This window comes from Leptospira alexanderi serovar Manhao 3 str. L 60 (genome assembly GCF_000243815.2).
In the GTDB taxonomy this organism is placed as follows: domain Bacteria; phylum Spirochaetota; class Leptospiria; order Leptospirales; family Leptospiraceae; genus Leptospira; species Leptospira alexanderi.
The window spans coordinates 1-12,500 of record NZ_AHMT02000001.1; the positions used below are offsets into that span (position 1 = coordinate 1).

Genomic DNA, 12,500 nt, shown 5'->3' on the forward strand with positions numbered 1-12,500 from the left:
CAAGGTTCTCCAAATCCAGCACACTGTTTTTCAGACGTCGATAGACTGAACGCGTCCCAATCCCGCCGAGCGCCAATAGATTAGTATGATTCTTGGACGTAAGACAGTTCCGAATGTGATATTCTTGATTCGACGGAGTCAAGAAGGCCGGTGGCAGATTGATCGCTCTCTGATGAACTCAATCTCACTCCCTGAATTGCGCCCTTAGGAAGCAATTCACAGTATTCAAGTAAAGTTTAATGGAACTCAGCAAACACCTTCCTATCATCACCTTACCCACAAGTTAAGAAGTTTGGGATAATAAGGATCAAAAGCTGATATTTTTCAAGTGTTCCGACAAGAATGAGACTTTTTACTTGCAAGGAGTATGATTTTCTGATAGAGAAAAATTTCCCGAACCTTTCCACCTCCACCCCCACCCAAAAATAAGGGTGGGAACTAAGTTTCACGGGGGATTTTGTCGTAATTCCGACAAATTGATCTTGAGATCCCATTACTTGTGGGTAAGGTGATGCCTTCCTATGGGTCGGTGTTTAGGTCGTTCGATGGGAGTTCTGGTTTATCACCGGGCTTTGTTAAGACCTTCCGCCCTCTGTCATTTTAGGAGAAAAGAAATGAAAAGTCAAGATGGCAAATATGTAGGAATTGATTGTGGAAAGAAAACTTTAGAAGTTGTTCGAATCAATTCGGAGAACTCGTTTGAACGTCGACAATTTAGTACAACGGAAAGCGGTATTAACAGTTTATTAAAATGCTTAACCTTGAATGATATTGTAGGTCTGGGTTTTTCAGCTACGCTGAAAGCTAACACCAACGCTTCGCTGGCTTTTAGCAATCTCGCTCTCCATGGATCGCTCGATTGGCTCTCAATCTTTTAGAATCGCAAAATCAATATTAAACAAAGGGATTCAAGTAATTGTCCTGAATCCCGGAGACTTAGCAACAATCTATCAATCTTTAAAAAAGACCGATAAAGAAGACAGTTTAAAAATAGCCAGGCTCATTCAACGTTTTCCAATAGAAGAGTTACCGGTTGTTCCAATTCCAACTGACGAAGAGGAAGACAATCGAAGACTTTGCACGGAACATGAGAACTGGACAAGACAACTAACGCAAGGCAAAAATCGACTTCATAGTTTATTCACTCAAGCAGGTTTGACTAAAATTACCAAAAAGCATTTGCGAATAAAAGCATCCAGAGAAGCTTCCGTAACTCTACTTCCTGATCGATACAAAAGAGAAGCAGAACGAATCTTAAAAGTTTTAGATTTAGTCGAACTAAATCTAAAACTAATAGAAGAAGAAATTAAAGAGGCTCTGAAAAAAAATACAGAGTTATGTTCAAAACGATCATGTCCATGCCTGGGATCGGTATGATTACTTCTTTGGCGATCATGAGTTATATGGGTGATTGTAAACGATTCTCTTCGGCTAAACAAGCCGCTTACTATGTGGGCTTAGTTCCGAGTGTTGATATTTCGGGAGATACGGTTCGATACGGAAGAATTGTATCTCGTGGTTGTCATGCAATTCGAAGAGTAATTGTTCAAGCGGCCTGGAGTCTGGTTCGTTGTCAGCATGGTGGAAAGATAAAAGAATTCTATCAAAGGTTATATGTTAAAAAAGGAGCTAAAAAATCGATCATCGCTACTTCACGCAAAATGATCGAAGTTCTTTATTCAATGATTCGAACGGGCGAACTTTTCAATTCTATGCCCGAAAATGTACTGAATCGAAAATTAGCTCAATATGGTCTTATGTAAAAAAAAATAATGGGAGGGCTTGACACAAGAAACATAGGAGAAGTGAGGCGCTTTAGTTTCTAAAAAAATGTAGTAGTTCCGGTTTTGGGATACGCTCTAAGTATATCGCTTGAATTTTCCTCACACGTAGGTCTCTTACAAAAGAAACTTTCAAATAAAATAGAAGAATCAGATTACTATTCTCTTGCGAACTTATGGTTCGGCTCACAATCAATAATCAATTTTGAGATCCTTAATCTTTTTATCCAAAGTATTTCGATTAATCCCTAAGAATTTGGCGACTCTAGTTTTGGTATATTTGAACTTTTTCATCGCGTACTTAATCAGACGGGCTTCCACCTCACCTATTATAACTTCGATTGCTCTTCCGTCGAGAGCGTCCAAATGCGAGGAAGAAAATCTGGAATTGGCTATTTCCAAGGATGTTTCCGAATCACCCGCTTCAAGGTCGAAATCTTCGTTTCCGTAGAGAAGACGTCCATTGATCTCGGAGAAGTCTTGGATATCCAACATTTCTAATTGCGAAAGAACAACCGCACGTTCGATAACGTTTTCAAGCTCTCGTACATTTCCAGGCCAGTTGTAATTCATCAAAAGCTTATGCGCTTCTCTTGTAACTCCTGTGATTTTTTTACCGTTTTCTTCCGCATACTTCGCGATGAAATGATTGATCAAAAGAGGAATATCGTCCGCTCTTTCACGAAGAGGCGGAGTATGCATATTTACGACATTGAGTCTGTAGAAAAGGTCCGGTCTGAATTTTTTCTCCGAGATTAATTTTTCCAAATCGGCATTAGTCGCAGCGATAATCCTCACATCGATTTTTTTCGGTTTTATAGAACCGACCGCTTCGATCTCTTTTTCCTGAAGAACTCTCAAAAGTTTGGATTGTAAATTGAGATCCATCTCACCGATCTCATCAAGAAAAATCGTTCCCGTATCGGCCATTTCGAATTTTCCTTTTTTATCCGAAACCGCCCCGGTAAAAGAACCTTTCTTGTGACCAAAAAGTTCGCTTTCTAGTAAGTTTTCCGGAATTGCCGCACAGTTGATTTTAATAAACGGTTTATCTGCACGGGAAGAATTGTAATGAATCGCGGATGCGATCATTTCTTTACCGGTTCCGGATTCTCCCGTAATTAAAACGGAAGCTCTTGAATCCGAAACGAGATGAATCATCTCAAAAAGTTTTTCCATCGGTTTGGACTTGCCTATCAAAGAACCAAACTTATATTTATTCTTTAATTCTCTTTTAAGGAGAACGTTCTCTCTTGAGATCTCTCTTTTTTCCTCGTCGATGAGTTTTTGAATTCGAATTGCTTGGTAGATTACAGAAGCGACTACTTGCAGAAAGTCTAAATAAGTTTTTAGGTCAATATATTTTTTATGGACAAAATAAACGCTTACGACTCCTAAAACACCAGTATCGGATTTGATCGGAGCCGCGAGAAAACTAACGTTCTCTGGATTATTTTTAAAATGAGCGGCATTGCCCACTCGATTCAAAAAATTTTCGTCGTTTGCGATCGATTCCACGATGATCGGCTCGCCCGTTTCAAAAACTTTTCCGGTAACTCCTTCTCCGGGAAGATAAACCCCTTTTTCCATTTCTTCGGCGGTTAAACCGGAGGCTGCTTCGAGTTTCAAAATCGCTTTTTCCGCTTCGAAAAGAACGATACTTCCCCGCTCTAAGTTTAAGGATTTTTCTAAACGATCCATGATGTCTTCGAAAATTTCCTGAAGAACCAATGTAGAAGTAACGGTTCTAGAAATATCGATTAACACTTGTTGTATTTTATTCTTTTGTTCGAGTTGTCTGAAAATTTGTAAGTTCTTAAATATCTGTGCGGCTTGATTGGCAAGAGTCGAGATAATTTCCAGGTGCTCATCATTAAAAGCGCCTTTCCGACTGGAATCCAGGGAAATAACACCGATTACTACGTCCTCGACGATCATAGGAACCGCCAGCTCCGACATAATATCGTCCTTTATGGAAATATAATGCGGATTAGCCGTAACGTCGCTGACGATCATACCTTCACCGGATGCAGCTACAATTCCAGTAATACCCTCTCCGACTTTTAATTTTACCTTGGTTCTAACGGAAGGATTCATACCTCGAAAGGTCACGATATCCAAAACGTTCTCTTTTTCATTGATCAACATCAAAGAACCCGAGCCGACTTCGCAAATCTGAATGCAACGTTCTAGAATTAAGTCTAGAAGTTTATCCGGATCCAAAGTAGAATTCATGGCAGTTGCAACTTCTTGTATAGATCTTAAAGGACTTGGCTTCACATATCCCGACATGCTTAAAATTTTTGCGATTTGACAATTTTAGAGTCAATCCAATTTTCATTTTTCGCTTATTTATAAAGCGATTTTTTTCAAAAATGCTAATAAAATTAATGCTGATTGGCATGATTTTGGAGTAGATTCGATTTCAAGAAAATTTGCATCTTGTAGTCTTTGGCTTCTTTTCTTTATCCGGAAAGAATTCGATTTTGAAGTATTTTAGTAAATAATTCTCATCCTTTTATAATAACGCCGTATTTTTTACAATTCTATGTTCTATGAGCTGTAGCGTGCCTAAATCTAAAATGTATAACGATCTTACAACCCCAATTGAATGTGCCGCGATACAGACTCAAAATCGGAATGCGTTTAAAATAGTGTCTAACAATCTTACAAATGAACATAGACAAAGTTTGAAAAATTATTTATCGAGACGGAACCATTTCTGAAATTCATAAATTAATCGGAAACCAAGAGCGGATGTGTGATATTACTCTTGCAGCAATCCCAAGAACCCGTTATACCTGCATTAACCAATTCAGATGAGAGATAAAATCTCCGAATCCACACGAAATATTTTTGATACGGTCTGGAAAAGAATCATTCCTTTTCACGAGATGATACTGTCTCGTCCCGCTGTTCTTTCCTATTCCGGCGGGAAAGATTCTTCCCTTTTGCTTCACTTTTATTTTTGGCTTTGGGTCGAAAAAAAAATTCCCGTACCTTGCATTTATCACTTAGATCATTCAATCCGATTCAATTTAGAACAGGAAAAAAAAATCCTCGATTATACGGAAAGTACGTTTCCATTTCCGAATTTATTCAAAAAAAAAAATATTCCAGCTTTATCTCGAAAGTTAGGCAAAACACTCGAAGAAACCGGAAGAGCTTTTCGATACAAGGATTTGGAAAAAATTTCGAATCAATACGAGGGATATATTGTTACCGGCCATCACTCTACCGATTATCTGGAAACCGTTCTTCTCAATTTGATTCGAGGAGGCGGTTGGAATTCCTTACGAACTTTAGGTTGGTATGAAAAAAATCGGTTCAGACCTCTTTTTGCTTTTACTGAAAACGAAATTAAAACGATTTCACAATCCGAGTCTTGGCCCATCTTTGAAGACGAATCCAATCAAAGTAATGAATATCTCAGAAATCGAATTCGAAATTATATCTTACCTTTATTATTACAGGAAGGAACAGACCCCGATCGAATTTACAAAAACTTTCATCGGATGGAAAAGCCTACTTCTAAAATTCTTCTTAAAGAAGCTTCATCTCATAAAGCTCCTTCTTTTTTGAAAATTGACGTATGGGTCCTGAACGATCTTTCCGAAAGAGAAAGAAAATTTTTTATAGATCGTTATTTACGATCTTTAGGTTTATATCCGACTACTCGGAATTTTTTTCAAGATCTTACGAATTGTTTGAAAAGGATGAATTCTTTCGGTATTGAGAACAAAGAAGCGTGGTTTTGGAAATCGTCCTCTTACGACCTTTACTTGATCCCTAAAAATTCACTCTGTTTAAAAGAATTTAAATTAGAATCGAAAAACATGATCCTTAAATGGAATGGAAACCAAAAAAAAATTTCTCCTGGATTCATTCCAGATTTATGCTCTCCCGGCGCCAAAATTCGCAAAAACGGGATGAGTGTTGAAATTTCCGAAATCTTACGACAAAAAGAGATTCCGGTTCCAGTCAGAAAAATGCTACCCATACTTTATAGGGAAGGGAAAGTTGATGTGATCTGTCTGAGTCTTTGGGATCCGAGGATAGGGGACATTGTAGCGGACAGGAGAGTCGAAATTTTATCTGATTTTCAGGAGCCCGGAATATGAACGAGGATCCTCAAAAAAAAGACGAACCATTTTTTAAGGACGTCGAGTTCAAAGCATCCTACGGAGAGGCGAATCAAATTCCTTCCCAAGGGATACCTCAGATTGCATTTGCAGGACGTTCTAATGCCGGTAAATCGTCTCTACTCAACGCGATTCTCGAAAGAAAATCTCTCGCAAAAGTTTCTTCAACTCCTGGAAAGACAAAATTACTTAATTTCTTTTTTGTAAATCGTTCTATCTATCTGGTGGATTTACCGGGTTTTGGTTATTCCGCAAATTCCCATAAAGACCACGAAGCGATGATGGAACTTCTCATGGATTACTTAAATCTCGCTAAAGACCTGAAATGTCTGTTTTTAGTCTGCGATTCTCAAAGAGAACTTCCGGAAGAAGAATTGGAATTGATCGGAACTTGTTTTGAAAGAAACATAAAACCGGTTTTGGTTAGAACAAAAATCGACAAACTCAATCAAAGCGATCTTTCCAAACTAAGAAAAAAAATGAAAAATATCCACGAACTTTATCCGATGCTTGAAACCGTCCTTGTTTCAAATAAATCGGGGAAAGGTTTGCCTGAACTCAGAAAAATTGTAGATTCACTGATCGGTACAGTTGAGACTCCGATGGAAGGTAATGCGGAAAAAATCGAAGAAATTTCCTGAGAAAATCAGGCTTTCGCGTCGAAAATATGCCCGGTTTTGACAGAAGCGTTTGCGTTTAATATTCTCAAGCTCGTCTGAGTTTGTTTATCTATTAATTCCTTAAAAGTATTTAACGTATCTTCCAAGATCATTTTTAGTTTTTCTTGGTTGAGAGCCATTTCAAGTTTTCTTTTCCTTTCTTCCAGTTCTACTTTTCGGACGGAATCGAATCCTTGTTCTTCTTCCACTTTTCTTTTCGCTTCAAAAGTCTGAAGTTCCGATTCAATCTTGCGAATCTCCGAAAGAATTTGTTTTTCCTTATCCTCCAATCCATTGTTGGAAGTGTAAGATTTTTCTTCTTTTTTAGGGACGTCTTCTTTTTTTGAAGATTTGTCCCACGAGATTTCGTTTTTTCTCGTTGTTTCTTCCGACCTTTGGACAGCAACGGCTTCCGTTTCACCCGCAACAGCTACGAGTTTCCCATTTTGAAACTCATAGTGGATTTTCATATTTAAAGAACGGATTTCGGCTCGATCTCTCATCGCCTCGGAGCGTAATTCGGCAACGTGTCCTAATTCATGAGAGATAACATGGAGAACAGATGTAGAAGCTGGGGCACTTTCTAATTGTCCGTGACCAATATAGTGCAAAGATTCGTCTCTTGGAACACTAAGTTGGATTTTATTTTCTGCGCCAATTCTCATCCTAATATTAGTGTCGGCTTATATACCTACGAGTTAAGGGCTAGTATATAAAATATTTCCAAATCGACAGAATTCTTCGGTAAAAAGAAAAATAGAAATTATAACAAAATTAACTTAAAACCTATTCCAAGTATATAAGAACTCCTGCAATTTGTTACGAATTTACTGAATACCGACTTCTTTTAAAGCTTTGGGACAAACATTAATCTGCAGAAACAATCTTATTTAAAATTTCAGCAATTACAGCATCCGACAAATCGTGAAACACAAGTCCGTACTTATACTTTTCCTGAACCAAGTCTTTTCGAATAATATCTGCCTCGATTTCAACAGAAATTAAAGGAGACATAAATTTTACACGCTCCCCCAAAAGAATTTCTTCTCGTGAGCTGATTGAGGCTCCGATCACACTCATATCTTCTAGATTCCCCAAAATCTCATTCTTACCGAGAACCATTTTTACTAGATTGTCCTTTCGGAATCGTTTGTAAAAGCGCTTATCGGTAAAAGCATCAATAGCGACTTTTTTCTGTTGCCCCATTTCGGTTTGCATAGTGCAATCCAGAATAACTCAAATCGAACGAAATAAAAGAAAATTTTTAAGAAAGTGGAGATCAGTAAGTCTGAATTCTTTTTAGAAGAATTCTTAAAAGAGAATCAAAACAAAAAAGAACGATTTCTAAAGAAAAAACGAATCGTTTTCTCTCCCTAAAAGAACTTTCATCTTAGTAGATGCTCCGGATTCCTGATGAAAGATTCTGGAAATATCTTCGTCTTTATGATCCGGTTCATGATGAGTCAGCACCAATCGCTTAACTTCTAAAATTTCTCCACAACGAATCGCAACCTTACCGGAGGTATGTCCCCAACCTACTTTTTTTTCGGCTTCTTCCGAACTGTATTGAGCGTCTATGATAAGCATGTCCGTTTCTCCGAAAGACTTCTTGAGCTCGGAGAACTCTTCGAGATCAGGCTCCTGAACTTCAACATCGGTGCAAAACAAAAAGCTCTTACCCTGTTCCTCAAATCGAAATCCAGTACAATTTCCCGGATGTCTCAGAAGAAAGGGAGTTACTTTTACAGATCCGATGTTCGTACTTTTATTCCTTTCCAAAAGGTGAAAGGTTTTTTGAGACATCATACCAGAAAACGGAATAGGAAAATGTTCCTCGTTCTGTTGCCTTTCGAATCTTTCCTGAAGGTTGGGGATAGTAGAATAAAAATGAATATCTATGCCGGGAAAATAAGCGGGTTTAAAAAACATCCAACCTTGTATATGATCCCAGTGAGTATGAGTGATCAAAATGTGAATCGAATCTCCGGATTTTAAACCCTCAGCAAGTAGATCGTTCCCTAATTGTCTCATTCCGGATCCGCAATCGATGATGTAACGTTCTCCCGACTGAGCTTGTATAAAAACGCAAGTGGTGTTTCCACCGATTGTTCTGGATAAAGAAGGATCTAAAGAATCTAAAAACCCCTCCTCTGAAAACATCCCGTTCTTCCGCTTGATTTCGGAATAAGCCGCTTTTAAAATTTTAAGAATTTTCTCCCTGTATTCCGATTCACTTAATGGTGTGGGGAGAGAACCGCGTACGCCGTATAATTTTATTTTCACTGTATTATATTAGACAAACAAAATGTGTAAAATTCCCTGACGATAGCCATGTCCCAAGATCTTGAACAAAAACTCTGGTCAATCGCAAGTGGGATCCCTTTCGTTTCGGATTATTTTTTGCAGGCTAGCCCTGCAAGGAAACTGAAAAAAGAAAATTTATTCTCAAAAGTGTTCGAGACATATTTTTTAGAGTTGGGTTCCGGCTGGGGGGAAGTGGCCATTACCATGGCTCTTCAGAGGCGGAATACCGGCTTCGTATTGATGGAAAAGAAATTTGATCGCATCCGTCACACGATACGCGAAATTGAAAAACATTCCCTTGATAATGTGAAAATTCTTTGCGTTAACTTTAATTGGTTCTTGGCAGATGTATTTGAAGAGAACCTATTTTCCGAAATTTTACTCAATTTTCCAGATCCCTGGCCTAAAAAAAGGCATCATAAAAAAAGAACCATAAATTCCAAATTTCTAGAATCTCTTAAAGTTCTTCTTCCAGAAAAAGGCAAGTTTTACTTCGCAACGGACTACGGCCCGTATGCGAGAAAGACAATTCGTCTTTTCAGAGATTCGGAAGTTTTCAAACCAGAAACGATGGAATTCAGATTGGAAAGAAAGGAAATTCCCGTTTCTCATTTTGAAAGAAAAAAACGGAAAGAAGGAAAAAGGATCTATTATATCGATCAGATTCTGATTCGAAAATAAACTTTTGCTACGGTAATATTTATAAAAGAGCATAACGCTAAATTTCCATAGGAAATCATATTCTATTCGTTTAAATTTAGAATACAACCTCTAACTAAGTCCGTAAGCGCAAAAGAATAAATTCCCATCATAAAACCGAACACGTTCGATAGAATAAAATTAAATTTTAAAACGTACTTGTTGATCTTTTAACGATAAACTAAAGAATAAATTTTTCCCTCATCATCCTTCAATGGATAAGACCAAATCGGTTTACCGTCGATTCCATAACGAATCGCCTTCCCAGATTTAAATAGAACAATTCCGTCATCTTTCTTGCCCGGAAGAATTCCTTCGATGTCGGACGCTTCCACGGTAAATGAACTCATTTTGAGTGAGTTTGATTCGACGCGATACACAGTTTTTCCCGCACGAAACCAAAGGTAAGGAGAACGAACCACGAACTGAGAAGCGGAATCGTTCGGAAGATCGATTGAAATAGATTTTTCGTTATCGATCGAAACGATTTTTTTTCCGGACAAAAAGAAAATTCCGGTTTCATAAGATCCTAAAAATCTAAGTTCTCCGGTTCCTTTTTGAGAAATCGTTTTGGTATTTAAGTCTTTTAAAGAAGAATCATATACTTGCGTCCGAATTCCGTCTTTCTGAGCAACTGAAAATAAAACACCGGATTTAATCCCGGACCAAAATGAACCTTCAAAAACGATCGAACCGTTCAATTCGAGTTGATCAGAATAACTGTAAATTCTGGAATTTTTTCCAGACACAACTTCAATCAAAATATTTTCCCCGGAAAGATTCGCTTTTTTTACTTCACCGGTAGGAAGTGTTGTTTCTCTTAATATGAGTCCCGTTTTAAGATCCATAATTTCGATTTTTCTTTCGGAAATTCCGACGAGGCGTTTATCAGCCAATAAAAACTTATAAGGAGTTTTTGTTTGAATTCTCCAGAGGCGAACTCCTCGATTTTTATCCAAGGTCTCTACACTGGTTCCATAGTTTAATATTACGGAATTATTAATTAAAATAGGAATACCGATCAACTTTCCCCTACTTTGATAAGACTGTAAAATCACAGGATTATCCTCGTCTGTGATCACTAATCTTTCAGCCTGAGTCGCATGAGGAGAAGCTGGAAACTTCTCGGCAAGTTCTCTTCCTAACTCCAGAATTTCTTTTTTGATGGCAGGGTTCGTCATTTTCGTTTTTTGTTCGGAAAGAATTCGAATTAAACCAAACAGATTTTTTTCGTTCCTTTCCAGATCCAAAGCCTTACGAATCTCTTTTTCAGCCTGTTCCAAATCTCCACGTTTGTAATAGATATAGGAAATCTGGTAGTGAGCGTCCGAAAATTCAGGATTTTTCTGGATGATTTCCTTAAAGATTGCAATCGCTTCGTTGTAAAGATTGTCGTTGAAAAGTATAATCCCGATGTTATAAGGTGCAAGTTCGTTCGCGGAATCCTGCTGCATCGCGGTTTCAAATTCCTCTTTAGCAAGTTTTTTATTTCCGGAGTGATACATGGAAATTCCCTTACCGATTCTAGCCGCCACAAAATCGGTGTTTAGAAGGAGAGACCTATCAAAAGAATCAATCGAGGCTTCGTATTCCTTTCTTTGAAGATGTATGATTCCCATCTGATAATGGCTGTAATAAGAATCCGGTTTTTTAGCGAGAATCTCTTTAAAACCAGCTTCGGCCTTGTCTATTTCGCCCTTTCGAAGCAAAAAGGCATTGATCGCTTCCCGAGTTTGAAGATTGCGAGTTCCAGGCGGAGGACTTTCCAACATGGAAATCCCTTTTTCCTCGTTTCCTAAAGCCAAATAACATTCAGCAATTTTAATATATAGAGTTAACTTTCCAGTTTTCTGAAAAGCCTCCTGATACAATGGTATCGCTTTTTCATACTGATGAGTATCGAAAAGTTTATTCGCCTTTTGAATAATTGGAATCACAATTCCAAACTTTTGATTTTCCTGGATTGTCTTTCTCGTTTCCGCAATTTCAGGAATGTCTTTGGTTAACTTCTCCGCCTTGGAAATCCAGTTCAAAGCGGAATCGTGATTGTTTCTTTCGTTCTCTTCCAAAGAAATCTTATAATACAACATCGCGAGACGAAAATTGACCGCTTCGTTATTCGGAAATTTTTTCTGTAGATTTTTATAAACGTTTTCTGCCTTTTCGTATTCCTTTTTATCTTCGTAAGTTCTTCCCAAAACGATTGCGGCAGAAGGATCGTTACCGGTTAAATTTTCCAATTCTTTCGTGTATTGACTAACTAGGTTTTGATTTTTTTGAGAAGAATAAAGGCGAATCAATCCTTGAAGCGCCGGAATATTTTGCTTATTTATGGAAAGAGCTTTTTTAAAATTTTCCTCGGAAGACTTCGGATCTCCCGAAATGAAATACAATCTTCCAAACGCATTGTAAACGGAAGGTTCCTCCGAAGAAGCTTTCTTTGCCTTTTCGTAAAACACTTTCGCTCCTTTGGTATCTCCTCTTCTAAGATGTTTATCTCCTTCGTAAATCTGTTCGGAGATATCGATAAATGAGACGATCTGTTTCTTTTCAGATTCAGACTTTAAGGACTCGGCTTCCTTTCTTGCGGCTTTATATCGATTTTCTGCGATCAATAAAAACACTAAATTTGTTACGGGTTCCGCGAATGCCGGATCCAACTCTCGGGCCCTTGTAAAATACACGAGAGCCTTTGCAGGCTCACCCAAGGCTTTCATATTCAAACCCATTTGGTTTTGATAGATCGCATTGTTCGGAAATAGAGAGATCGCTTTTTCCAAGACAGATACCGATTTTCTGTAATTTCCCGTTTTATAATGTACCGCCGCGATTCCAGAAATCGCCTCTTGATAATCGGACTTAAGTGCGAGAGAACTCTCAAAAGCTTTCAGCGCGGCCTCATATTCCCCCGTTAA

Annotated in this window: 8 protein-coding genes and 1 pseudogene (1 of these 9 running past the window's edge); 4 read left to right on the top strand and 5 right to left on the bottom strand. The window is 38.1% G+C overall.

Annotated elements, in window-relative coordinates; genetic code table 11:
* The first annotated feature begins 614 nt into the window (after positions 1-614).
* A pseudogene (locus LEP1GSC062_RS20655) lies at positions 615-1,763 on the top strand (IS110 family RNA-guided transposase).
* Between the two features lie 210 nt (positions 1,764-1,973).
* Here LEP1GSC062_RS20655 and LEP1GSC062_RS00025 read toward each other — a convergent pair.
* The gene (locus tag LEP1GSC062_RS00025) at positions 1,974-4,016 is read right to left on the bottom strand and encodes a sigma-54-dependent Fis family transcriptional regulator (RefSeq protein ID WP_020983063.1); all 2,043 of its coding nucleotides are present in this window, start codon (positions 4,014-4,016) and stop codon (positions 1,974-1,976) included.
* A gap of 584 nt (positions 4,017-4,600) precedes the next feature.
* Here LEP1GSC062_RS00025 and tilS point away from each other — a divergent pair.
* Entirely contained in the window at positions 4,601-5,902 is a 1,302-nt protein-coding gene (gene tilS / locus LEP1GSC062_RS00030) for a tRNA lysidine(34) synthetase TilS (RefSeq protein ID WP_020983000.1), read from the top strand.
* Entirely contained in the window at positions 5,899-6,564 is a 666-nt protein-coding gene (gene yihA, locus LEP1GSC062_RS00035) for a ribosome biogenesis GTP-binding protein YihA/YsxC (protein WP_020983002.1), read from the top strand. Before tilS ends, yihA begins: the two co-directional genes overlap by 4 nt.
* 5 nt (positions 6,565-6,569) lie before the next feature.
* On the opposite strand, the gene LEP1GSC062_RS00040 is transcribed toward yihA, so the two are convergent.
* The 3 genes from LEP1GSC062_RS00040 to LEP1GSC062_RS00050 form a co-directional block, all read right to left on the bottom strand.
* A complete protein-coding gene (locus tag LEP1GSC062_RS00040) occupies positions 6,570-7,247 on the bottom strand; it encodes a hypothetical protein (protein WP_010577332.1) in 678 nt (225 codons plus the stop codon).
* 202 nt (positions 7,248-7,449) lie between these two features.
* Entirely contained in the window at positions 7,450-7,800 is a 351-nt protein-coding gene (locus tag LEP1GSC062_RS00045; protein WP_020983020.1) for a PilZ domain-containing protein, read from the bottom strand.
* 126 nt (positions 7,801-7,926) lie between these two features.
* Positions 7,927-8,865, bottom strand: coding sequence for an MBL fold metallo-hydrolase (locus LEP1GSC062_RS00050; RefSeq protein ID WP_039940682.1), 939 nt, complete (start codon positions 8,863-8,865; stop codon positions 7,927-7,929).
* A 48-nt stretch (positions 8,866-8,913) separates the two neighbouring features.
* On the opposite strand from LEP1GSC062_RS00050, the gene trmB reads away from it, so the two are divergent.
* Positions 8,914-9,567, top strand: coding sequence for a tRNA (guanine(46)-N(7))-methyltransferase TrmB (trmB, locus tag LEP1GSC062_RS00055; RefSeq protein ID WP_010577334.1), 654 nt, complete (start codon positions 8,914-8,916; stop codon positions 9,565-9,567).
* A 188-nt stretch (positions 9,568-9,755) separates the two neighbouring features.
* Here the strand turns inward: trmB and LEP1GSC062_RS00060 are convergent, their stop codons facing one another.
* Positions 9,756-12,500, bottom strand: the 3' portion of a protein-coding gene (locus tag LEP1GSC062_RS00060) for a tetratricopeptide repeat protein (RefSeq protein WP_020983084.1). 849 nt of this gene lie beyond the right edge of the window; only the last 2,745 of its 3,594 coding nucleotides appear in the window; its start codon lies beyond the right edge, outside the window — the gene reads right to left on this strand; it ends in the stop codon at positions 9,756-9,758.